The organism is Streptomyces sp. NPDC048481 (assembly GCF_043200075.1).
Lineage (GTDB): Bacteria > Actinomycetota > Actinomycetes > Streptomycetales > Streptomycetaceae > Streptomyces.
This window is the reverse complement of record NZ_JBICXC010000002.1, coordinates 431,269-453,943: the sequence shown is the minus strand read 5'-3', so window position 1 is coordinate 453,943 and position 22,675 is coordinate 431,269. Positions and strand designations below refer to the sequence as shown.

At 72.7% G+C, this 22,675-nt stretch carries 20 protein-coding genes; 9 read left to right on the top strand and 11 right to left on the bottom strand.

Features of this window, described 5'->3' with window-relative positions:
• Positions 1 to 10: 10 nt before the first annotated feature.
• The 4 genes from ACGFSH_RS08330 to ACGFSH_RS08315 form a co-directional block, all read right to left on the bottom strand.
• Positions 11 to 736, bottom strand: a complete 726-nt coding sequence (locus tag ACGFSH_RS08330) for a Mut7-C RNAse domain-containing protein (protein ID WP_393346196.1) — start codon at positions 734 to 736, stop codon at positions 11 to 13.
• 33 nt (positions 737 to 769) lie between these two features.
• Positions 770 to 1,399 (bottom strand): TetR/AcrR family transcriptional regulator, encoded by a 630-nt coding sequence (locus tag ACGFSH_RS08325; protein WP_393346194.1) that lies wholly within the window; start codon positions 1,397 to 1,399, stop codon positions 770 to 772.
• 5 nt (positions 1,400 to 1,404) lie between these two features.
• Entirely contained in the window at positions 1,405 to 2,973 is a 1,569-nt protein-coding gene (locus tag ACGFSH_RS08320) for an MFS transporter (protein WP_393346192.1), read from the bottom strand.
• Positions 2,974 to 3,111: 138 nt separating this feature from the next.
• Positions 3,112 to 3,825 (bottom strand): hemolysin III family protein, encoded by a 714-nt coding sequence (locus ACGFSH_RS08315; protein WP_393346190.1) that lies wholly within the window; start codon positions 3,823 to 3,825, stop codon positions 3,112 to 3,114.
• 316 nt (positions 3,826 to 4,141) lie between these two features.
• Here ACGFSH_RS08315 and ACGFSH_RS08310 point away from each other — a divergent pair, with 316 nt between their 5' ends.
• Positions 4,142 to 5,965, top strand: a complete 1,824-nt coding sequence (locus ACGFSH_RS08310; RefSeq protein ID WP_393346188.1) for a phosphoenolpyruvate carboxykinase (GTP) — start codon at positions 4,142 to 4,144, stop codon at positions 5,963 to 5,965.
• A gap of 322 nt (positions 5,966 to 6,287) precedes the next feature.
• On the opposite strand, the gene ACGFSH_RS08305 is transcribed toward ACGFSH_RS08310, so the two are convergent.
• Together ACGFSH_RS08305 and ACGFSH_RS08300 are read right to left on the bottom strand one after the other, a co-directional pair.
• The gene (locus tag ACGFSH_RS08305; protein WP_393346186.1) at positions 6,288 to 6,728 is read right to left on the bottom strand and encodes a hypothetical protein; all 441 of its coding nucleotides are present in this window, start codon (positions 6,726 to 6,728) and stop codon (positions 6,288 to 6,290) included.
• 90 nt (positions 6,729 to 6,818) lie between these two features.
• The gene (locus ACGFSH_RS08300) at positions 6,819 to 8,030 is read right to left on the bottom strand and encodes a pyridoxal phosphate-dependent aminotransferase (RefSeq protein ID WP_393346184.1); all 1,212 of its coding nucleotides are present in this window, start codon (positions 8,028 to 8,030) and stop codon (positions 6,819 to 6,821) included.
• Positions 8,031 to 8,166: 136 nt separating this feature from the next.
• On the opposite strand from ACGFSH_RS08300, the gene ACGFSH_RS08295 reads away from it, so the two are divergent.
• Both ACGFSH_RS08295 and ACGFSH_RS08290 read left to right on the top strand, forming a co-directional pair.
• Positions 8,167 to 8,802: a hypothetical protein gene (locus ACGFSH_RS08295; protein WP_393346182.1), complete on the top strand. Its 636-nt coding sequence runs from the start codon at positions 8,167 to 8,169 to the stop codon at positions 8,800 to 8,802.
• A gap of 160 nt (positions 8,803 to 8,962) precedes the next feature.
• The gene (locus ACGFSH_RS08290) at positions 8,963 to 9,841 is read left to right on the top strand and encodes a serine protease (protein ID WP_393346180.1); all 879 of its coding nucleotides are present in this window, start codon (positions 8,963 to 8,965) and stop codon (positions 9,839 to 9,841) included.
• A gap of 21 nt (positions 9,842 to 9,862) precedes the next feature.
• Here the strand turns inward: ACGFSH_RS08290 and ACGFSH_RS08285 are convergent, their stop codons facing one another.
• Both ACGFSH_RS08285 and ACGFSH_RS08280 read right to left on the bottom strand, forming a co-directional pair.
• Positions 9,863 to 11,488, bottom strand: coding sequence for an amidohydrolase family protein (locus tag ACGFSH_RS08285; RefSeq protein ID WP_393346178.1), 1,626 nt, complete (start codon positions 11,486 to 11,488; stop codon positions 9,863 to 9,865).
• Between the two features lie 22 nt (positions 11,489 to 11,510).
• A complete protein-coding gene (locus ACGFSH_RS08280) occupies positions 11,511 to 12,785 on the bottom strand; it encodes an amino acid deaminase (RefSeq protein ID WP_393346176.1) in 1,275 nt (424 codons plus the stop codon).
• Positions 12,786 to 12,918: 133 nt separating this feature from the next.
• Here ACGFSH_RS08280 and ACGFSH_RS08275 point away from each other — a divergent pair, with 133 nt between their 5' ends.
• The 5 genes from ACGFSH_RS08275 to ACGFSH_RS08255 all read left to right on the top strand — a co-directional run bounded on the left by ACGFSH_RS08275 (position 12,919) and on the right by ACGFSH_RS08255 (position 17,619).
• Positions 12,919 to 13,959, top strand: a complete 1,041-nt coding sequence (locus ACGFSH_RS08275; protein WP_393346174.1) for a sugar kinase — start codon at positions 12,919 to 12,921, stop codon at positions 13,957 to 13,959.
• The gene (locus ACGFSH_RS08270; RefSeq protein WP_393346172.1) at positions 13,956 to 14,723 is read left to right on the top strand and encodes an IclR family transcriptional regulator; all 768 of its coding nucleotides are present in this window, start codon (positions 13,956 to 13,958) and stop codon (positions 14,721 to 14,723) included. Before ACGFSH_RS08275 ends, ACGFSH_RS08270 begins: the two co-directional genes overlap by 4 nt.
• A 7-nt stretch (positions 14,724 to 14,730) precedes the next feature.
• Positions 14,731 to 15,141 carry a RidA family protein gene (locus ACGFSH_RS08265; RefSeq protein WP_393346170.1) on the top strand — a complete coding sequence of 137 codons (411 nt, stop codon included), beginning with the start codon at positions 14,731 to 14,733 and terminating at the stop codon, positions 15,139 to 15,141.
• Between the two features lie 261 nt (positions 15,142 to 15,402).
• Positions 15,403 to 16,899 (top strand): GntP family permease, encoded by a 1,497-nt coding sequence (locus ACGFSH_RS08260; RefSeq protein ID WP_393346168.1) that lies wholly within the window; start codon positions 15,403 to 15,405, stop codon positions 16,897 to 16,899.
• Positions 16,900 to 16,986: 87 nt separating this feature from the next.
• On the top strand, positions 16,987 to 17,619 hold the full coding sequence (locus ACGFSH_RS08255) for a hypothetical protein (protein ID WP_393346166.1): 633 nt from the start codon (positions 16,987 to 16,989) through the stop codon (positions 17,617 to 17,619).
• Here the strand turns inward: ACGFSH_RS08255 and ACGFSH_RS08250 are convergent, their stop codons facing one another.
• The gene (locus tag ACGFSH_RS08250) at positions 17,620 to 18,981 is read right to left on the bottom strand and encodes a M14 family metallopeptidase (RefSeq protein ID WP_393346164.1); all 1,362 of its coding nucleotides are present in this window, start codon (positions 18,979 to 18,981) and stop codon (positions 17,620 to 17,622) included.
• Positions 18,982 to 19,259: 278 nt separating this feature from the next.
• Between ACGFSH_RS08250 and ACGFSH_RS08245 the strand changes: the two genes are divergently transcribed.
• The gene (locus tag ACGFSH_RS08245; protein WP_393346163.1) at positions 19,260 to 20,651 is read left to right on the top strand and encodes an Nramp family divalent metal transporter; all 1,392 of its coding nucleotides are present in this window, start codon (positions 19,260 to 19,262) and stop codon (positions 20,649 to 20,651) included.
• Positions 20,652 to 20,783: 132 nt separating this feature from the next.
• Here the strand turns inward: ACGFSH_RS08245 and ACGFSH_RS08240 are convergent, their stop codons facing one another.
• Positions 20,784 to 22,052: a hypothetical protein gene (locus ACGFSH_RS08240; RefSeq protein WP_393346161.1), complete on the bottom strand. Its 1,269-nt coding sequence runs from the start codon at positions 22,050 to 22,052 to the stop codon at positions 20,784 to 20,786.
• Positions 22,053 to 22,120: 68 nt separating this feature from the next.
• Entirely contained in the window at positions 22,121 to 22,633 is a 513-nt protein-coding gene (locus tag ACGFSH_RS08235) for a SigE family RNA polymerase sigma factor (RefSeq protein WP_393346159.1), read from the bottom strand.
• Positions 22,634 to 22,675 lie beyond the last annotated feature (42 nt).

Here is a 22,675-nt window from a genome sequence, read left to right as displayed (position 1 = left end):
CTCGGGGGCCCTAGCCCGCGAACTCCGCCAGGGCGCGTTCCACGATGGCGACCAGCTGCTCGTGATGCGCGCCCTTCCAGTAGGCGCGGCCGCAGGAGCGGCACTGGGCGAAGACGTCGTAGGACTGCTGGGTGCCCTGGCGGAGCTGGGCGGCGACCTCGTCCTTGGTGGCCTGCTTCAGCAGCCCGTTGCAGGCGGTGCACCGGGTCCAGGGCCGCAGGCCGGGCGCGAACCGGTCCAGGACGTCGCGCAGTTGCTCCTCGGGGGCGGTGCTGTAGACGTAGGCGCCGGCCCACAGTTCGCGGCGGCGCAGCAGGCCCCGGTCGCGGCTGAGCATGACCCGCTGTTCGGCCGCCGACCGGGCGGCGAGGGCCGGGTCCCCGATGTCGGTCGACTCGTAGGCCGCGTCGACGCCGAGCAGGCGCAGCCGGCGGGCGAGGGTGCCGAGGTGGACGTCGAGGAGGAAGCGCAGCGGGGCGCCCGGCACCGGCTGGGGGCGGGCGACCGGGCGCACGCTCACCGACTCCCCGGCGGCGGGGATGTGCGAGACGGGCCGCTCGCGCCCGTCGACGAGCAGGGCGCCGACCTCGGTGAGGGGCACGCCGAGCGACTCGACGACATGGCCGAGGGTGGAGACGCCGTCGACGGCGAGGTCGGTGGCGCCGGCGCGCCGGGCGTGCGGGACGAACAGGGCCAGTTCGGGCGCGACTTCGACGCGGATCCGGAATGCGTTCACCTGGTCAGGATGGCACGGGGGAGCGGCCGGGGCTCAGCTCTTTTCCGGGCCCAGGCCGTGTTCCAGGACGTCCAGGGCACGGTCGAGGAGGGCGGCGAAGTCGCCCTGATGGCCGTTCTCGGCCCAGTACAGGGACGTCTCCATCAGGCCGCCGACGAGGGACATCGCGTGGACGCGGACCTCCAGGCCGTCGGGGTCGCGGCCGGTGCGCTCGGCGATCGCCTCGCGGAACAGCCGGCCGGTGACCGACATGCTCTCCATCATCCGCGAGCGCACGGCCGGGACCTCCACCAGCAGCCGGGTGCGCAGCCGGGCCACCTCCATGTCGTCCTCGATGCCCGTGCGGGCGGCCGCCAGCATGACGTGGCGGACGGACTCCGTCCAGGCCTCGTCCTTCGGGCGGGCCCGCAGTTCCTCCACGACGACGGTGTCGTACTCGTCCGTGAGGACGATGTCCTCCTTGGTCGGGAAGTAGCGGAAGACGGTCGACGGCGACACCTCGGCGCGTTCGGCGATCTGGTCGATCGTCGTGGCGTCGTAGCCCTGTTCCCCGACGAGCGCGTAGGTGGCGGTGCGGATCGCCTCCCGGGTCTTGATCTTCTTTCGTTCGCGCAGGCCCGGTCGGGGGCGGTCGGCGGGAGAGCTGGTGCGTGCGGCCGTCATGCGCCTTATTGTCGGGCATCGGCGTCGGCGGCCACCACGCCGGGACCGGCGGCGGCGGTCCGGCCGGACCGGGCCGCGGGCAGGAAGGCCGCCGCCAGCAGTGCGGAGACCAGGGCGGCGATCCCGCACACGAGCATGACGAGGCCCATGCCGTGGACGTAGGCGGCGTCCGCGGAGGCGGCGAGCGAGCCCGCGTGGGCCCGGTCGGCGATGGCGTGGGCGGCGACCACCGACCCGCCGGCGGTGTCGGCGGCCCCGGTGGGCAGGCCGGTGACGTCGAGCCGGTCGCGGAAGGCGTCCGCGAGCACGCTGCCGAGCAGGGCGATGCCGACGGCGCCGCCGACCTGGCGCAGGGTCATCAGCAGCCCGGAGCTGCTGCCGGCGCGGTCGGCGGGCAGGGCGTCCAGCGCTCCCGACATCGCGGGCACGACCGAGAAGCCGAAGCCGAAGCCGACGACCGACAGCCACAGCGCGGTGAAGCCGTAGCCGGAGTCGACGGTGGTGCGGCTGCCCAGCAGCGCGGCGAAGGCCAGCACCACCAGCCCCGCGCTCACCACGCCGCGTGCCCCGAACCGGGTCACGACGGGCTGCGCCGCCCGCGCGGCGATGATCAGGCCGCCCATCATCGGCAGCAGCCGGACGCCGGTGCCGAGGGCGTCGTGGCCGAGGACGACCTGGAGGTAGGGAGGCAGCACGAAGAGCAGCCCGGACAGGACGAACATCACCAGGGTCGCGGCGAGCGTGTTGAACAGGAAGCCGCGGTGGGCGAGCAGCGTCATGTCCAGCATGGGCCGTCGCACCCGCCGTTCGCGCAGCACCAGCGCGGTGATCAGGACCGCCGCCGCGGCGAACGCGGCCAGGACCAGCGGGTCGCCCCAGCCGCGGGTGGGGGCCTCGATGATCGCGTAGACGAGGGCGCCGAGCCCGGCCGCGGTGAGCGCGGCGGAGACGGGGTCCACCCGCGGGGAGGCGGGGTCGCGGGTCTCGGGCAGCAGGAACACGCAGGCGGCGATGCCGAGCGCGGCCATGGGCACATTGATCAGGAAGACCGAGCCCCACCAGAAGTGGTCGAGCAGCCAGCCGCCGATGATCGGTCCGAGCGGCAGGCCGAGCGTCGAGCCCGCGGAGACGATGCCGACGGCCTTGGTCCGTTCCCCGGGCGCGAACAGCGAGGGCAGCACGGACAGCGCGAGCGGGGTGATCAGGGCGGCTCCCACGCCCATCACCGCGCGGGCGGCGATCACGGCGTCGACGTTCCCGGCCAGGGCGCCGACGAGGGAGCCGGCGAGGAAGACGCCGAGCCCGGTGATCAGCATCCGGCGTCGGCCGAACCGGTCGCCGAGAAGGCCGGCGGGGAGCATCAGCGCCGCGAAGACGACGACGTAGGCGTCGGCCATCCACTGCTGCTGTCCGGTGGTGGCGCCGAGCCGTTCGGCCATGGTCGGGAGGGCCACGTTGAGGATCGTCGTGTCGAAGCCGAGCGTGAGCATGCTGGCGACGAGGGCGCCGAGGGCCCACCAGCGGCGCGGGTCGGGTTCCGCGGCGTCCGGGTCCGCGTTCGTGAGGGTAGCCATGAAATGAGAGTAGCTCTCAAAAGATGGCTGGTGTCAACAGTCTGGACTTCCCGGCGCACGGAAAACGGCCACGGCTGAGAGCCGTGGCCGTCCGCGGCCGGTCGGGAGGGGTGGCGGGCAGGGCGCGCCGCCGGTGCGTCATCCGTGCTGGTAGGCCACCAGGGAGATGCCGATGTAGTGCACGAGGAAGGCGGCGACCGTGAGGGAGTGGAACACCTCGTGGAAGCCGAACCAGCGCGGGGAGGGGTTGGGGCGCTTGATGCCGTAGATCACGCCGCCCGCGCTGTAGAGGAGTCCGCCGACGATCACCAGGAGCATCACGGCGACGCCGCCGGTGCGCATGAAGTCCGGCAGGAAGAAGACGGCGGCCCAGCCCATGGCGATGTAGCAGGGGGTGTAGAGCCAGCGCGGGGCGCCGACCCAGAAGACGCGGAAGGCGATCCCGGCGAGCGCGGCCGCCCAGATGCCCCACAGCAGCCACCGGCCGGTGGAGCCCGGCAGGAGCAGCAGGGCGAGCGGTGTGTAGGTGCCCGCGATGATCAGGAAGATGTTCGCGTGGTCGAGTCTGCGCAGGACACGGTCCATGCGCGGGCTCCAGTCGCCCCGGTGGTAGAGGGCGCTGACGCCGAAGAGCAGGCAGGCGGTGACGGCGTAGACGCCGCACGCGACGCGGCCGCGGGTGGAGTCGGCGAAGGCGGTGAGCACGAAACCCGCGATGAGGGCGACCGGGAACATTCCGAGGTGCAGCCAGCCGCGGAGCTTGGGTTTGACCGGATGCGGCAGGGAGAGCGCCACGGGACCACGGCCGGCGGCCGGCGTGTCCGTGGGCGCGTCGGGAACGGGCGCTGTCATGCGCTCAATCGTACCTACGCCCCCGTAGGCCAGGGGCCGCCGCGGCCGGGCCGCGGACCGGGAGTGGCGGGCGTCTCACGGCGGTCCGGTCAACGGGCGATCGGCTGAATGTCAAGTGGACGCAAAGTGACGGCTCTACACGTGGCCATCCTCACTCCGCTCACCTGTGAGGCCCTCTGGACATATGGGCGCGGACATCGGAGGATCAAATGAGTGCGGTCGACACCGGATGAGCGCCCGAGGTCATCACCGAGAAGCATCCGGGTCGCAGCCCCCACGGGGCCTCCAACAAAAAATCCCTCTTTTAGGAGCAATCGTGGCGCGCGAGAACGCGGCTCCCCCCGTCATCCCCACCGATCACCGGGAACTCGTCTCCTGGGTGAACGAGATCGCCGAACTGACCCAGCCGGACAACGTGGTCTGGTGTGACGGATCCGAGGCCGAGTACGAGCGCCTGTGCGGGGAGCTCGTCGAGAAGGGCACGTTCAAGAGGCTCGACCCGGTCAAGCGCCCCAACTCCTACTACGCGGCCTCCGACCCCACCGACGTCGCGCGCGTCGAGGACCGCACCTTCATCTGCTCCGAGAAGGAGGAGGACGCGGGCCCGACCAACCACTGGAAGGCCCCCGCCGAGATGCGGGAGATCTTCACCGGCGAGCAGGGCCTGTTCCGCGGCTCGATGCGCGGCCGCACCATGTACGTGGTCCCGTTCTGCATGGGCCCGCTCGGCTCGGACCTCTCCGCCATCGGCGTCGAGATCACCGACTCCGCCTACGTCGCCGTCTCCATGCGCACCATGACCCGCATGGGACAGCCGGTGCTGGACGAACTCGGCTCCGACGGGTTCTTCGTGCGTGCCGTGCACACGCTCGGGGCGCCGCTGGCCGAGGGCGAGGCCGACGTCCCGTGGCCGTGCAACTCCACCAAGTACATCTCGCACTTCCCCGAGAGCCGCGAGATCTGGTCCTACGGTTCCGGCTACGGCGGCAACGCCCTGCTCGGCAAGAAGTGCTACGCCCTGCGCATCGCGTCCGTCATGGCCCGCGACGAGGGCTGGCTCGCCGAGCACATGCTGATCCTCAAGCTCACCCCGCCCACCGGCGAGTCCAAGTACGTGGCCGCGGCCTTCCCGAGCGCCTGCGGCAAGACCAACCTCGCCATGCTGGAGCCGACGATCTCCGGCTGGACCGTCGAGACCATCGGCGACGACATCGCCTGGATGCGCTTCGGCGAGGACGGCCGGCTGTACGCCATCAACCCCGAGGCCGGCTTCTTCGGCGTCGCGCCCGGCACCGGTGAGCACACCAACGCCAACGCGATGAAGACGCTGTGGGGCAACTCGGTCTTCACCAACGTGGCTCTCACCGACGACAACGACGTCTGGTGGGAGGGCATGACGGAGGAGACCCCCGCTCACCTCACGGACTGGAAGGGCAACGACTGGACGCCCGCGTCCGGCGTCCCGGCCGCGCACCCCAACGCCCGCTTCACCACCCCCGCCGCCCAGTGCCCGATCATCGCGCCCGAGTGGGAGGACCCCCGGGGCGTGCCGATCTCCGCGATCCTCTTCGGCGGCCGGCGCGCGAGCGCGGTCCCGCTGGTGACGGAGTCCTTCGACTGGAACCACGGCGTCTTCCTCGGCGCCAACGTGGCCAGCGAGAAGACCGCCGCCGCCGAGGGCAAGGTCGGCGAGCTGCGCCGCGACCCCTTCGCCATGCTGCCGTTCTGCGGCTACAACATGGGCGACTACATGGGCCACTGGGTCGACGTCGCCAAGGGCAAGGACCAGGCGAAGCTGCCGAAGATCTACTACGTCAACTGGTTCCGCAAGAACGACGAGGGCAAGTTCGTCTGGCCCGGATTCGGCGAGAACAGCCGCGTCCTGAAGTGGATCGTGGAGCGCCTGGACGGCCGCGCCGAGGGCGTCGAGACCCCGATCGGCGTCCTGCCGGCGAAGGGCGCCCTCGACACCAAGGGCCTGGACCTCGCCGACGAGGACCTCGACTTCCTCCTCACCGTCGACAAGGAGATCTGGCGCGAGGAGGCCGCCCTGGTCCCCGAGCACCTCAACACCTTCGGCGACCACACCCCGAAGGAACTGTGGGACGAGTACCGCGCGCTGGTGGAGCGCCTGGGCTGAGTCCCTGCCCGAAAGACTCCGCGGCCGGCCCTGAGGGAGAGCCCTGACCAGTGATCGTCACGGCCGGCCGCGGTGCGAACCGGCGAGCCGCGTACAACGGCGTGCGCGGCCATGGGCCCGTCGTCGTCCCCCCGTCAGCCCCGACGGGAGGACGACGACGGGCCCTCGCCCGTTCTCACGGGTTCGGGCGCGTCTTCGGTCAGTCCATGCCCGTACCGGCAGGGGCGTGGGGAAAGATGGCGCCCGGTCCGCGCGTCGCTGCGGGTGCACGCGGACCGGGGCCGTTCAGGGACCCCGGGGGAGGGGGTCGGCCGGCGGCGGTTCAGCCGGTGGCGCTCAGCTCGCCGGCGCCGACCAGCGCGGCGGCGTGCGCGTCCATGCGCTGGGCCGCGAGGATCGCCGCCGAGGTGTCCGCGCGGGAGGCGGCGACCACGAGGGCGCGGCCGGCCAGGGCGTGCGCCCGCTCGTGCGCGGCCGTCACGCGCGGCTTCGCCGGGTCGGCGGCCAGGGGCGCGCGGGCCGGGGCGCGGCCGCCCCGCAACCGGGTCACCTGCTGGGCGAGCCGCGCGGCCGCGGAGTCCAGGTCGTCGGAGGGCGCCGCCGCGCGCAGTTCGTCGGTGACGGCGAGCAACGCCGCGAGATGCCCCGCGAGCTGGATGTCCAGCTCCTCCTCGCGCGAGCGGTGCGGGAAGTCCGCGGGCGAGTCGGCCATCGTGGTGGGGTCGGGCCCACGGGAAGAAGGGGTGCGGATCGGCTCGTACATGAGGATGGCCTCCTGTGCTGTCAGGAAACCATCCTAGCTTGGATTTCGTCTAAAGTAGCGAGTCGGCGGAAGTCGCCGCCGGAATCGGGTTTAAGGCTGGCCATAGCCGTCCAGGAAGCGCGCGATCCGCCCCATGGCGTCCCGCAGGTCCGTCACCGAGGGGAGCGTGACCACCCGGAAGTGGTCGGGCTCGGGCCAGTTGAAGCCGGTGCCCTGGACGACCATGATCTTCTCCCGGCGCAGCAGGTCCAGGACCATCCGCCGGTCGTCCTTGATCTTGAAGACGGCCGGGTCCAGGCGCGGGAAGAGGTACAGCGCGCCCTTGGGCCGCACGCACGTCACGCCCGGGATCTGCGTGAGCAGTTCGTACGCCGTGTCCAGTTGCTCCTTGAGACGTCCGCCCGGCAGCACCAGGTCACCGATCGTCTGGCGTCCGCTGAGCGCGGCCACCACGCCGTGCTGGCCCGGCATGTTCGCGCACAGGCGCATGTTCGCCAGGATCGTCAGGCCCTCGATGTAGGAGTCGGCGTGCGCGCGCGGGCCGGAGATCGCCATCCAGCCCACCCGGTAGCCGGCCACCCGGTACGCCTTCGACATGCCGTTGAAGGTGAGCGTGAGCAGGTCCGGGGCGACCTTGGCGGTGGGGGTGTGGACGGCGCCGTCGTAGAGGATCTTGTCGTAGATCTCGTCCGAGCAGACCAGCAGGTTGTGGCGGCGGGCGATGTCGGTCAGCCCCCGCACCATCGCCTCGTCGTACACCGCGCCCGTCGGGTTGTTCGGGTTGATGATGACGATCGCCTTGGTGCGGTCGGTGACCTTGCGCTCGACGTCCGCGAGGTCCGGCATCCAGTCCGACTGCTCGTCGCACCGGTAGTGCACGGCGGTACCGCCGGAGAGCGACACGGCGGCGGTCCACAGGGGGTAGTCCGGGGACGGGACCAGGACCTCGTCCCCGTCGTCCAGCAGGCCCTGCATCGCCATGACGATCAGCTCGGAGACGCCGTTGCCGATGAAGACGTGCTCGACGTCCGTCTCGATGCCGAGCGTCTGGTTGTGCATCACGACGGCCCTGCGGGCGGCCAGCAGACCCTTGGCGTCGCCGTAGCCGTGCGCCGTGGAGACGTTGCGGAGGATGTCCTCCAGGATCTCCGGCGGGCAGTCGAAGCCGAAGGCGGCCGGGTTGCCGGTGTTCAGCTTGAGGATGCGGTGGCCGGCCGCTTCCAGGCGCATCGCCTCCTCGAGAACCGGCCCCCGGATCTCGTAACAGACGTTGGCGAGCTTGGTCGACTGGATCACCTGCATGTCTGGGAGCTTACGGCCCGGTAACGCTCCGTGGGGCGTGTTTTCCGCCACGCGAGACGGGTGATTTGGTGCGTTTCGCCGGCGACGCCGGAGGCCGTTGTCTCAGGTGTCACGCCTGTCCCTAGAATCCCGGGTCATGTCCAGGCCAGGTGAAGAAGACGTGCCCCGGGTGAGGCCGAACGTGTACCACCCGTACGCGGCGACGGACCCGGCCCCGTACGAGCGGTACGCCGACCCGGCGGCGGCACACGGGTGGGAGAGCGCGTACGACGAGACCCAGCGGCTCCCCTCGATCGCGCCCGCCGTGGCTCCGGGCGGGCGCGCGGACCGACGCCGCGCCGCGCGCCCGGCGGCCGCGCGGCGCGCGCGCCGGGCCGGGATCGCCGCGGGGGCGATGGGGGTCGTGTCCTTGGCGGTGCTGGCGGTGCTGGCCCTGGGCCAGTCCTGGTCGGGATCGCCCGACGGCGGCGGGCGCGGCGGCCGGGGAGAGCGGGGCGGTACCCGGTCGGCGCCGGACGGTGCGGCGGACCGGTCCGGCGCACCGTCGCCCTCGCCGACGGGTTCGACCGGGGCCCCGGCGTCCGCGGGGGCGACCGCGCCCCCCGTCTCGCAGGAGCCGCCCTCCCCGGCCGTCACGACGGCCGGGGAGCGGCCGGCCGCCAGTGCGTCCCCGGCGGCCCCGTCCGTCGCGGTGAGCGAGGCGTCCACCGTCGCGGCGTCCCCCGGCAGGAAGGGCAAGGGGGGCCGCGGGCGGGGCAAGGGGGGGAGATAGGCGGGCGCGGGCGCTCCCGCGGACGGCAAGCGGAAGGCGTCCCTCCGGCGGCTGAAAACCCACCCTTGTTCTCACCCCTCGGCGCACTAACAATGCGCATGACAAATCAATGGGCGGCCGGAAGATCTCCGGTCGTCCTGTCATAAGAGGGGACCCCCACATGAGAAAGCCTCTCGTCGCCGCGTTCTTCGCCCTGGCCGTCGCCGGGGCCGGCGCGGCGCCCGCGGTCGCCGCACCGGCGGACGCGCAGCCCGCCACCGGCGCCTCCGCCTCCACCGTCACCCGGGCGGCCGCTCCCGCGCTGCGGGCCGTCAACCTCGCCGGCACCGTCGCGCTCAGCAACTGCTCCGGCTCGGTCGTCCGCTTCCCGAACTCCCTGGACACCGACCCGGCGCTGGTGCTCTCCAACGGTCACTGCCTGTCGACCGGCTTCCCCGAGCCGGGCGAGGTGCTCGTCAACCAGGCGTCCAGCCGCACGTTCAGCCTGCTCAACTCGTCCGGCGGCCGGGTCGCGACCCTGCGCGCCAGCAAGCTGGCCTACGGGACGATGACCGACACGGACATCTCGATCTACCAGCTCACCAGCACCTACGCGTCGATCAAGAACGCGTACGGGATCTCCGCGCTCACCGTGCAGGACACCCACCCGGTCGCCGGCACCGCCATCACCGTGGCGTCCGGCTACTGGAAGCGGCTCTACAACTGCAACATCGACGGGTTCGTCTACCGGATGAAGGAGGGGGCCTGGACCTGGAAGGACTCGGTCCGCTACACCTCCGCCTGCCAGACCATCGGCGGCACCTCCGGCTCGCCGGTGATCGACCAGTCCACCGGCAAGGTCGTCGCCGTCAACAACACCGGCAACGAGGACGGCCAGCGCTGCACGGAGAACAACCCGTGCGAGGTCGACGCCAACGGCAACGTCACCGTCCGCAAGGGCATCAACTACGCCCAGGAGACCTACCTCATCCCGGCCTGCTTCACCACCGGCAACCAGCTCAGCCTGAACAAGAGCGGCTGCACCCTGCCCAAGCCGTAGGCGGGGCGGCGGGGCGTTCCGTCACACGGGACTGCGACGGACCGCCCGCCCCGCCAGCACGTCGGTGCGCCGGCCGTCCTCGATCACGAAGCGGCCGTCGACCAGGACGTGCGGAATGCCCGTCGGCAGGGTGCGCGGGGACTCGTAAGTCGAGCCCGCCGCCACCGTGCGCGGGTCGAACAGCACCAGGTCGGCCCGGTACCCCTCGCGGACCAGCCCCCGGTCCGGCAGCCGCAGCCGGGCCGCCGGGCGGCCGGTCAGCTTGGCCACGCACTCCTCCAGCGTGAGGATGCCCAGCTCCCGCGTGTAGTGGCCGAGATAGCGCGGGAACGTGCCGTACGCGCGCGGGTGCGGCTTCGCGCCCGTCAGCAGGCCGTCGGAGCCGCCCGTGTGGACGCGGTGGCGCATGATCGCGCGCACGTTCTCCTCATGGCCCACGTGCTGGAGGATCGTCGGCCCGAGCCCGTCGTCGACCAGCAGCCGGCGCGCGGTCGTCCACGGGTCCTCGCCCAGCCGCTCGGCCGAGGCGCGGACCGTGTGTCCGACGAAGTCGCCGAGCGCCGGGTCCGTCACCCCCGAGATCTCGATCGTCCCCCAGTCCACGGGCACCCCGTGGCAGCCGTCCGCGCCGGTCACCTCCAGGTCGTGGCGGATGCGTTCGGCCGTCGCGTCGTCGGCCAGCCGGCGCAGGACCTCGCGCGGGCCGCCCTCGCTCGCCCAGCTGGGCAGCAGGGCCGCGAGCGTGGTGCAGCCGGGAGTGTAGGGGTAGGTGTCGAGGCTGATGTCGGCCCCCGCGGCGAGCGCCTCGTCGAGCAGGGCGAGCAGGTCCGGCGCCCGGCCCTCGTTCACGCCGAAGTTCATGGTGGCGTGGGCCAGATGGAGCGCGCAGCCCGCCCGCGCGGTCAGCTCGACCATCTCCGCGTACGCCTCCAGCGCGCCGGCGCCGTAACTGCGGTGGTGCGGGCAGTAGTAGCCGCCGTACCGCGCCACCACCCGGCACAGCTCGCTCAGTTCGGCGTTCCCGGCGTACATGCCGGGCGTGTACGTCAGCCCGGACGACATGCCGACCGCGCCCTGCTCCAGGCCCTCGGCCACCAGCCGCCGCATCCGGTCCAGTTCGCGCGCGGTGGCCGGGCGGTCCTCCCAGCCGACGACGAGGGCCCGGACCGTGCCCTGGGGGACGAGGTAGGCCGCGTTGACGGCGATGCCGCGGCCCCCGAAGCCGTGGTCCAGTCGGTCCAGGTACTCGCCGACCGAGCGCCAGTCGAGGTCGACGTCGTCGCCGGGGCCGTTCCACCCGGCGACGGCCCGGCGCACGCCGTCCAGGGTGGGCCCGTCGACCGGCGCGTACGACAGGCCGTCCTGGCCGAGGACTTCGAGGGTGACGCCCTGCGCGGCCTTGGCGCTGTGGTCCGGGTCGCGCAGCAGGGCGAGGTCGCTGTGGGCGTGCATGTCGATGAAGCCGGGGGACAGGACGAGCCCCTCGGCGTCCAGCTCCCGCACGGCCTTCGGGCGCAGACAGCCCGCGGCAGCCGCCTCCTTGACGATGGAGACGATCCTGCCGTCGTCGATCACCACGTCCGCGCGGTAGGAGTCCGCGCCGGTGCCGTCGACGACGTCCGCGTCCCGGACGACGAGGTCTTCCATGGTGGCCTCCGGTTCGGGTGGTCTAGAAGAACGTGCGGACGTAGTCGACGACCGTGCCGTCGGCCTGGGCGAGCGGGATCAGCGGCCACTTGTCGAAGGACGTGCAGGGGTGCGAGAGACCCAGGGCGATCCAGTCGCCGACCTCGACGTCCGCGTCGGCGGAGGTGCGCAGCCAGGCGTGCTGGTCCGAGAGGGCGGTCACCTCGACGCCGGTGGCGGGGCGTTCGGCGCCGTCGCGGCGGATCGTCCGCGCGACGGGCAGGTCGAGGTCGTAGGCGGCGTCGCGTTTGCCCGCGTTGACGAACGCCTGGCCGGGGGAGGGGCGCGAGACGACCTGGGTCCACAGCCGGAACGCGGGCTCCAGCGCGCCCTCCTCGGGCACTCGGTTGAACGGCGTCAGCTTGCGGTAGTGGCCGTCGTCGTGCGAGACGTAGGCGCCCGAGCGCAGCAGTTTCAGCACCGGCCGGGAGAGTTCGCCGATCCCGGCGAAGACGTCGGCGACCGCGTCGAACCAGGCGCTGCCGCCCGCGCTCACGACGATCTCCTCCACGTCCGCGAACCGGCCCGCCGCGTCGAAGCCGGCGGCGAGGGCGACCAGCCGCCGCAGCCAGGCCTGCACGCGCTCCGGGTCGGCCTCCGGCACCTCGCCCTCGTAGCCCGCCACGCCCACCAGCCGCAGGGTGGGCGCGGCGGCCACCGCGTCGGCGACCGCCGCGCACTCCCGCTCCGTGCGCACGCCGGTGCGGGCCCCCTCGCCCGCGGCCAGTTCGACCACGACGTCGAGCGGACGGCGCGCGCCGCGCAGGGCCGCGTCCATCAGCCCGACGCCGCGCACGGAGTCGACGTAGCAGACGAAGCGGAAGTCCTCGTCACGGTCCAGTTCGGCGGAGATCCGGCGCAGCGCGGCCGGGTCCACCAGCTCGTTGGCGAGGAAGACCCGCTGGACGCCGTACGCCCGCGCCACCCACACCTGGTGCGGCACCGCCAGGGTGATGCCCCAGGCGCCGCGGTCGATCTGGCGGCGGAACAGCTGCGGGGCCATGGAGGTCTTGCCGTGCGGGGCGAAGGCGAGGCCGTGCCGGGTCGCGTACGTCTCCATGAGCGCGAGGTTGTGCTCCAGGCGCTCCGCGGACAGGGCCAGGACGGGGGTGGTGAACCCGCCCGTGAACAGGTTGCGGCGCTGGGCGGCCAGTTCGCCGACGGTGAGGCCGGCGGCGTCCGGGGGGAGGCCCTTGAAGCGGTGGTCGACGCGTTCCTCGGCCAGCCGGGCGAGCGCCGCCAGTGCCTCGGTACTCATGGAACCTCCCTGATCAGGAGCGTTGCAGCACCTGCAACGTCCATTGCGTATGTCGCTTACCGCTGTCTAACATCTCGGCCAACGCGGGGTCAACGGATGAGCCGGCCCGCACTGCCTACGGAGCCACGACGACGTGACCGCCATCGCCCCCGGCGACGCCCCCGGCGTCGTGGACGTCGTCGCGCTCGGCGAGTCCATGGTCGCCCTCCTGCCCACCCGGCCCGGACGCCTCGCCGACGTGCCCTCCTTCGACCGGGGCATCGGCGGCGCGGAGTCCAACGTCGTCTGCGCCCTGGCGGCGGCCGGGCACTCCGCGCGCTGGGTCAGCCGCGTCGGGGCGGACGGCTTCGGCGACCACCTCGTCGAGACGATCGGCTCCTACGGCGTCGACGTGAGCCGTGTGCGGCGCGACCCCGGCCGCCCCACCGGCGTCTACTTCCGCACCGCCGCCGACCGGGCCGGCGACGACCACGAGGTCGCCTACTACCGCGCCGGGTCCGCCGCCTCCGCGATGTCCGCGGCCGCCGTCGACCTCGACGCCCTGCACGCCGCCCGCATGCTCCACCTCACCGGGATCACCGCGGCCCTCTCCGCGACCTGCCTCGGCCTGCTGCGCCACCTCACCGCCCGCCGGCCCGGCCGGCCCGTCGTCTCCTTCGACGTCAACCACCGCCCCCGGCTGTGGACGGACGGCAACAGCCCCCGCGTCCTGCTCGAACTGGCCCGTGGCGCCGACCTCGTGTTCGTCGGCGAGGACGAGGCGGCCGACGTGTGGGGACTGGACGGCGCCGACGCCGTACGGCACGCGCTGCCCGGCCCCGAGGTGCTCGTCGTCAAACAGGGGGCGCGCGGAGCGACCGTCTTCGACCGGGAACACGTCCTGCACGTCCCCGCCCTGCGGGTCGACGTCGTCGCCGCCGTCGGCGCCGGGGACGCCTTCGCCGCCGGGTTCCTCTCCGCGACCCTGCGCGGCCTGCCCCTGCGCGACCGGCTCCGGCACGGGCACCTGACGGCCGCCGCCGCCCTCACCGTCCCCGGCGACCTCGCCACGCCGCCCGCCCGCGACCACGCCGACCGCCTCGCCGCCCTCGACGACACCGCGTGGGGGAGACTGCGACTCGGCCCGGGCTGGACGCAAGCCCCGGCCGCACCGGAGGAGGCACGCACCCCATGAGCCAGACCGTCGACCGCGCCCTGAGCATCCTGCCCCTGCTCGCCGAAGGCCCCGCCGACCTCGGGCAGGTCGCCGACCGCCTCGGCGTCCACAAGTCGACCGCCCTGCGGCTGCTGCGCACCCTCCACGAACACGGCCTCGTCTACCGCCAGTCCGACCAGCGCTACCGCCTCGGCGCCCGCCTCTTCGCCCTCGCCCAGGAGGCGATGGAGAACCTCGACGTCCGCGAGATCGCCCACCCGCACCTCGCCCGCCTCAACGAGGCCTGCGGCCACACCGTCCACCTCGCCGTGTACGAGGAGGGCGAGGTCCTCTACATCGACAAGGTGGAGAGCCGCTACCCGGTGCGCATGTACTCGCGGATCGGCCGGCCCGTCGCCATCACGGTCGCCGCCGTCGCCAAACTGCTCCTCGCCGACCTGCCCGAGCCCGAGCGCCGGGCCGTCGCCGAGAAGCTCGACTACCCCCTCTACACGGCCCGCTCGACGCCCAACGCCCCCGCGTTCCTGCGGGAGCTGGAGAAGGTGCGCGAGCAGGGCTGGGCCACCGACCTCGGCGGCCACGAGGAGTCCATCAACTGCGTCGCCGCGCCGATCCGCGGCGCCGACGGCCGGGTGGTCGCCGCGATGTCGGTCTCCGCGCCGAACGTCGTCGTCACCGCCGACGAACTCCTCACCCTGCTCCCGCTGGTGCGCCGCGCGGCGGACGCCGTCAGCGGCGAGTACTCCGGCAGAAACCCCATCACGCAAGCAGCGAAGGAATGAACGCCGCATGACCGACAAGACCGCGCTCACCCCCGGCACGCACACCACCCCGCCCGCGAAGTTCTCGCACGGCGTGAAGAAGGGCAACATCCTCCAGGTGGCGGGCCAGGTCGGCTTCCTCCCCGCCGAGCCGGGCAGGCCCCCGGTCCCCGCCGGGCCCACGCTGCGCGAGCAGACCCTCCAGACCCTCGCCAACGTCAAGGCGATCCTCGAGGAGGGCGGCGCGGGCTGGGACGACGTGATGATGATCCGCGTCTATCTGACCGACACCGCGCACTTCGCCGAGTTCAACGAGCTGTACGACGCCTACTTCGGGGAGCAGGCCCTCACCGGACCGCCCGCCGCCCGCACCACCGTCTACGTCGGCCTCCCGGCGGCCCTCCTGATCGAGATCGACGCGCTCGCCGTCCTCGGCTGACGACCGCCCGCCCGCCCCCCCGGCCCGCACCCGCCCCGGCCGCCCGGCCCGCGACCGCCCCGCCGAACCCGGCTCCCCACGGCCCCTTCCGGCTCCCGTCGCCCCCTCCCTCCCGTCCGGCCCCCTTCTCCCGCCGGCCCTTCGCCTCACCCCGTACCCGTGCCCCGTACGGCCGCACGGCGCGGCGCCTCCCTCACAGGGGTGCGCCGCGCCGCGATCCCCCCTGCCCGAAAGCCCGATGCACCTACCCAGAGGACCCCCATGTCCCCCTCGTCTACCGTCTCCTCCGCCCTCGCGGCGGCCGCCCCCGCCGGGGCCCCGCCCCACACCGGCGGGCTGCTCCTGCTGATCGACGGCACCGCCGGCCTGCTGACGGTCGCCGCCCTCGGCATCGCCCTCCTCCTCTACCTGATCATCAAGGTCAGACTCCAGCCCTTCGTGGCCCTCCTGGCCGTCTCCATAGCCGTCGGCCTGCTGGCCGGACTGTCCGTCACCGAGCTGTTCGGCACCGTCCAGCGCTCGGACGCCGTCTCCACCGTCGAGTCCGGCATGGGCGGCATCCTCGGCCATGTCGCCATCATCATCGGCCTGGGCACCATGCTCGGGGCGGTCCTCGAAGTCAGCGGCGGGGCCGAGGTGCTGGCGTCCCGGCTGCTCGGCCTGTTCGGCGAACGGCGCGCGCCCCTCGCCATGGGGCTGACCGGCCTGATCTTCGGCATCCCGGTCTTCTTCGACGTCGGCATCTTCGTGCTCGCCCCGATCGTCTACGCGGCGGCCCGGCGCGGCGGCAAATCGATCCTGCTGTACTGCCTGCCGCTGCTCGCCGGCCTGTCCATGACCCACGCGTTCCTGCCGCCGCACCCCGGCCCCGTCGCGGCCGCCGGACTCCTCCACGTCGACCTCGGCTGGGTCATCCTCATGGGCGTCGTCTGCGGCGTCCCGGCGGTGCTCGCGGCCTGGGCGTACGCGGCGTGGGTCGGCCGCCGCATCTTCGTCGCCGTGCCGCAGGACATGGTCGAGGCGGCGGCCGAGGCGAAGCAGGCCGTCGTCGCGGAGCAGCGGGCGCAGGGCGTGACGCCGCGCGAGGACCCGGTGCCGCTCGGCACGGTCGTGGGGATCATCGGCACGCCGCTGGTGCTCATCCTCGCCGCCACGTTCTCCTCGATCGCCCTGGACCCCTCCACGGGACGCTCGGTGATCGAGTTCTTCGGAAGCCCCTTCGTGGCGCTGACCATCGCCCTGCTGCTCGCCTACTACGTGCTGGGCATCCGGCGCGGCTGGTCCCGCAAGTCCCTGGAGACGGTCTCGACGGCCTCGCTGAAGCCGGTCGGCAACATCCTGCTGGTCGTCGGCGCGGGCGGGGTCTTCGGCGCCGTCCTGAAGGCGAGCGGGGTGGCCCAGGCGCTCTCGGACACCTTCAACGACGTGGGCCTGCCGGTGATCGTGCTCTCCTACCTGATCTCGGTGGTGCTGCGGGTCGCCCAGGGCTCGGCGACGGTGGCCATCGTGACGACGGCGGGCATCGTGGCGCCGCTGCTCGCCGAGGGCGACCACTCGCAGGCCTTCGTGGCCCTCATCATCATGGCCGTGTCGGCGGGCTCGATCTTCGCCAGCCACGTCAACGACGGCGGATTCTGGATGGTGGCCAAGTACTTCGGCATCAGCGAGCGCGACACGCTGCGGACGTGGACCGTGCTGGAGACGGTGCTGTCGCTGGCCGGGTTCGCGATGGCGGCCGTATTGAGCCTCTTCGTCTAGGTCTCACCCGACTCCCGGTGCGCGACTCCCGTAACGAAGTCGGGGCTGGCTGTGTCCGGCACAGGATCTTCGACCATACTGCCCGCTGTGGAGCAGCGCATAGGTTCGAGCAGCCAGCCCCTGGAGGGCGCCGGATTCGACCCGGCATTCATCCCCGGACTCACGTCGCCCGCGGCCGCGAAGGCGGCGGACGGGCCGCAGGCCGGGGACGAGGCCGTCGGCGCCGGGGAGGTGAAGGCCGCGGACGCGAAGACCGAGGACGCGAAGACCGCCGACGCGAAGGGCGCGGACGCGGGCGGCGCGGAGCCCGCCGCCGAGGAGGACGCCGCCGAAGGGCCGGACTCCCCCGGTGCGCAGGAGCCCGCCGACGGGCCCGTCTTCGAGGCCGCCGACCGCCGTGCCCGGTTCACCGCCGACGCGCGGGGCGTGCGCCTGCGGCTCGACGAGGAGGCGTGCGAGTTCCGCTGGGACGAGATCGGCGCCGTCGAGACCGAGTCGCCGCGGTTCGGCAAGCGGTTCACCATCACGGTGCACACCCCCGACCGCCGCTGGTACCCGATCGAGATCGAGGCCACGGCCAGGGCGCGCTTCCAGGAGTGGGAGGAGCAGCTCGACGCGGTCCTCGACGCCTACTTCGAGGAGGGCGACGCCGGCACCACCGGTACCGACGCCGAGAACGCCGACGCCGGCACCGGTGACGACGTCAAGGACGCCGACTAGTCAGGCGCAGTACTGGCTCTGCTTCCCGATGGACCGGTACATGCAGTCCGCGTTCTCCAGGAGTTGCAGCACGGCGTCCCGGTTGCGGGAGGTCTCCCGCTCGATGACCTCGTCGGGCGGGTAGAACCCGCCTCCCGCACCGGATGCCGGATACATCTCGAAGGTGTACGAGAAGATCTTCTGCGTGCCCCAGAGATAGTCGTCGATCGACCCGTCGGTGATGTACAGGTCGCTCGACTGCTCGGCCGTGTACCCGTTGCTCGCGGCCATCTTGCGCCCGACGGCCTTGAACGCGGCGTTGTCGTCCGCGGTCATGCCGCTCGCCGTGTCGGAGTAGGTGTACCCGAACGGCCAGAGCACGAGTTCGCTGTACGTGTGGAAGTCGATCCCGGCGGTGATCTGCTGCCTGCCGCCCACCACCCGGCTGCGCACGAAGTCGGCGACGACCTTCACCTCGGGGGCGGACCCGGCGGACGCGCCTCGGTAGGTCTCCGACGACGTGGAGCCCGAAGAGCCGCCGCAGCAGCCCCATTTGAAGTCCCAGTTGCGGTTGAGGTCCGTGCCGACGTACGAGGAGCCGGAGTTGGGCTGGCGGTTCTTGCGCCAGGACCGGTAGGAGCCGGTGGCGATGTCGTACTCGCCGCCGTCCGGGTTGAGGTCGGGGACGATCCAGATCTCGCGGCCGTCGACCATGCTCGTCACCCGCGGGTCCGACCCGTAGCCCGCGCTCAGTTCGCGGATCAGGTAGAGCGCCATCTCCACGGTGAGGTGCTCGCGGGCGTGCTGGTGGTGGGTGAACAGCACCTCGGGCTCGGCCTCGTCGACGCCCACGTTGTCGCTGATCTTGACGGCGACGATGTCCCGGCCCTGGTAGGACCTGCCGATGACGCGCTTGCTCATGATGGCGGGGTGGGCGGCGACGCGTTGGTCGATCTCCGCCGTCGTCTCGGCGTAGTTGTGGTACCTCGCGTCGGCGGACGGGAAGTCGAAGAGCCGTGCGCCGTCCTGCCCGGCCCGGTCCGGTACCGCGCCCAGCGCGGAGACCTCGTACCCCTGGGCGCGCAGCCGGCGGATCTGCTGCGCGCGGCCGGAGACCACGACGCGCTCCTCGTCGGCTTCGTCGACGCTCACCCCGGACGCGGCGATCGCGGTGCGCAGCTGCGGGGTGCTGTGCCGGACGTGGACCTCGTACTGCCGGACGTCGTCGGCGGACGGCGCGGTCCTCGGGGCGCCGCCCGCCGCCGCGTCGGTGGCCGTCGCGGACAGGGGCGCCGCGAGGGCGAGGGCCAGCAGGGCGGCGAGGGCGGCGGCGCGCCGGCCGCCGGTGGGGCCGGCGCCTGAGCCGCGGATGCGAAGTCGCATGAACTCTCCTCGTGGGGAGTCGGGGCGTGGGGGGCGGTGCGTGTGCCGGGTGCGGCGGTGCGGTGCCGCACATCGTCATTGCATGGCATGGACAGGTCAAGGGAGGACAAAGCACTGATGGCCGGAACCATGCGAAGAACGGCGCATGACCGGCCGAGAAGTGTAATTGCGGCCTCATCCGCGGAAAGCGATCACACGCGCGAGTCCGGTGGGCACATCGGGTGGAGATCGCGCACGCCCTCTTGCCGCCCCGGCGTCTTTGGGCTTTCTTGACCCTCATGGCGGACACCACGGGACCCCCCACGGGAAACTCCACCGGACAGCCCACGACCACCGGCAATCCACCCGGAAGCGACGACAACCCCGCACCGCGCAAGTCCAGTTGGAAGTACATCGGCCCCGGCATCGTGGTCGCCGCGACCGGCGTCGGCGCCGGCGACCTGGTGGCCACGCTCATCGCGGGCAGCAACTTCGGCTACACCCTGCTCTGGGCGGCGATCGCCGGCTGCCTGGTCAAGATCTCCCTCGCCGAGGCGGCCGGCCGCTGGCACCTGGCCACCGGCCGCACCCTCTTCGACGGCTGGGCGAGCCTGGGCCGCTGGACGACGTGGTTCTTCGTCGCCTACGTGATCGTCTGGGGCTTCGTCTACGGCGCGGCGGCGATGTCGTCGAGCGCGCTGCCCCTCCAGGCGCTGTTCCCGGACGTGATGGACCTGCGGTGGTGGGCCGTCGCCTGCGGGCTGGTGGGCCTGGTGTTCGTGTGGTTCAACAAGTACGCCGTCTTCGAGAAGGTCATGACGGTCCTGGTGGGCGTCATGTTCGTGGTGACCGTCTATCTGGCGGTCCGCGTCACCCCCCACCTCGGCGAGGCGTTCGCCGGCCTGCTGCCGGTCCTGCCGGACGAGAAGGACTCCGTCCTCAACACCCTCGGCCTGATCGGCGGGGTGGGCGGCACCATCACCCTCGCCGCGTACGGGTACTGGGTCAACGCCAAGGGCTGGACGAACGCGGGCTGGATGAAGGTCATGCGGCTCGACAACCGGATCGCCTACCTCACCACCGGTGTGTTCGTCGTCGCCATGCTCTTCGTCGGCGCGGAGCTGCTGCACTCCGCGAACGTGGCGATCGCGAGCGGCGACAAGGGGCTCGTCCAGCTGAGCGACATCCTGGAGGCGCGGTACGGGAGCGCGACGGCCACGTTCTTCCTGATCGGCTTCTTCGCCACCTCCTTCACCTCGCTGATCGGCGTCTGGCACGGCGTCAGCCTGATGTTCGCCGACTTCGTGGCCCGCTACCGCGACCGCGGCGAGACCACCACCGCCACCTCCGCCGCCGGATCCCCTTCCTCCTCCACCGCCGCGCACGTGGCCTCCGGCGACCGGGAGCGGTCCTGGCCCTTCCGGGCCTACCTGTTGTGGCTGACGTTCCCGCCGATCGTGCTGCTCTTCCAGGGGCAGCCGTTCCGCCTGATCATCCTGTACGGCGTGCTGGGCGCGGCCTTCCTGCCCTTCCTGGCGGGGACGCTGCTGTGGCTGCTGAACTCCGCGCGCACGCCCCGGCCGTGGCGCAACGGGCTGCTGAGCAACGCGATGCTGGTGCTGGCGGGCCTGCTGTTCCTGGTGCTGTGCGTGAAGCAGATCTGGGACCAGCCGTGGGGGGACTTCTTCTGAGCCGGGGCCCGGGCGGCGGCGCGTCGGGTCGCACGGCCGGTCGCGCACCGTGTTCGCGGCCGGAGGCGGGGCTACCCGTGTCGCCGGCGCCCGGGCCCGAGCCGGAAGGCCAGTCCATCGCCGTCCTCCTCGTCAGTCCTCGGCGCTGCGCCACCGCGGGCTGAGCGCGATCGCCCGCAGCTGCCCGATCGTCAGGGCGGGGTCCGCCCGCGTCGCCGACCGGTTCTGCGCGGGGGAGTTGAAGGCGCTGATCACGACCCGCAGGCCGTCCTCGCGCAGGGTGTCGACGGTCCACATCACGACGCCCTCGCCGCCCTTCTCGCCCGGTCCCTGCCGGGTCGCGACGCGTGTGCCGTCGGCCAGCGTCTCGGCGCCGGAGCCGAACAGCTCGCCGGCCGTGTCGGACATGCCCGGCTGCACGTTGACCTGGACCAGGCTGCCGCCCTTGCCGTCGTCGACGACGAAGTAGGCGTAGCCCGTCTCCTGGCTGCCGTGCTCGACGCGCTTGAGGTCCTCGGGCAGCAGGAGGGTGAGCTTGCGCAGGATGAGCCAGCCGGTCATCTCCCCGCGCGGGGCGGCGGAGCCGGACGACCCCGGCGGGGGGACCTCCTTCTCCTCGGGCATGGCGTCGATGATCCGGCGCCAGTCGGGGGCCGCGGCCAGCGCTTTCAGCCCGGCGACCGTCAGCGGCGGTTCGGGCCGGGTCACCGGCTTGCCCTTCTCCGCGGCGGCGTTCCACTCGCCGACGCTGACATGATGACCGGCCGGGGTGACCAGGTCCGCCCCCCACGCCTTGGTGTCCTCGCGGCGGTCGGGATACTCGTAACCCCGGTAGACGGTGATCGCCGACCCGTCGGGCAGCAGCCCGGTGGTGCAGCTCTCGAAGGGCGACGGCCCGCCCTTCTGCGGGCAGGGCGTCACGGCGGTGGACGGATCGAACGTGCGGGTGCCGTTCGAGCGGACCCGGTCGAGGCCCACGGAGACGGATCCCACGCCTTTGCCGTCGTCGAACGTGCCCGCCGCGAGCGGCGGCAGGTCCCCGTCGGTGCCGCGCGCGTCGGTGGCGGTGAACTTTCCCCGCGGCAGCAGCTTGCGCAGGGTGCGGACCACGTCGTCGGCCGAGTAGGCCTTCGGCACGGCGCTGCCGTCGGCCGCGAGCGAGGCGGGCTTCGGGGCGGACGCGTCCTGCCACGGCGTCAGCAGCGCCCCGCCCACCCCCACGAGGGCCAGGCCGGCCGCGCCGCCCGCCACGGCCGCCCTGCGCCGCAGCCGCAGCCGCTGTCCGCGCGCCGCCCCGGCGGCCACGAGCGCGCCGCCGGGGCTGCCGAAGGCGCCGCCGGTCTCGTGGAGGGCGGCGGCGAGCCGCTCCTCGAAGGGGTCGGTGTGCTGGTCTGCGGGCATGGGGAACCACCGTCTCTCGCGGGAAGGGATGGACGTCGTCGTCGGCCGGGCGTCGGGAGGCCGGCGGCTCAGGGTCTGGCGTACTCGCTCATGTCCTCGCCGAGCAGCTCCCGCAGCCGTACGAGGGCCCGGGAGCAGCGCGTGCGCACCGCCGCCGAGCTGGCGTTCATCGCCCCGGCGGTCTCCTCGACGGAGCGGTCCTCCCAGTACCGCAGGACCACGACGGCCCGGTCCTTGGCGGGCAGCCGGCCCAGCGCCTGGAGCAGGGTGAGCCGCAACGGCATGTCGGCCGTCCCGCCGTCGGCGACCTCGGGGAAGGCCGCGACGGCCCGCTCGCGGCTGCTGCGCCGCCGCTGGTGGGCGAGGAAGGCGCGGGTGAGTACGGTCTGCGCGTATCCGGCCGGGTTGTCGACCCGGGACACGCGCGCCCAGCGCAGGTACAGCCTGCCGAGGGTCTCCTGGACCAGGTCCTCGGCGAGGTGCGTGTCACCGGCGGTGAGCAGACACGCCGAGCGGTACAGATGCCCGGTGCGCGCCGCCGCGAACTCGGCGTACCCGTCCGCGGGTGCGGACTGCCTCATGAAAGCTCCCCCTGTGCCGGTCGGCGTGCTGTCCTCACCTCA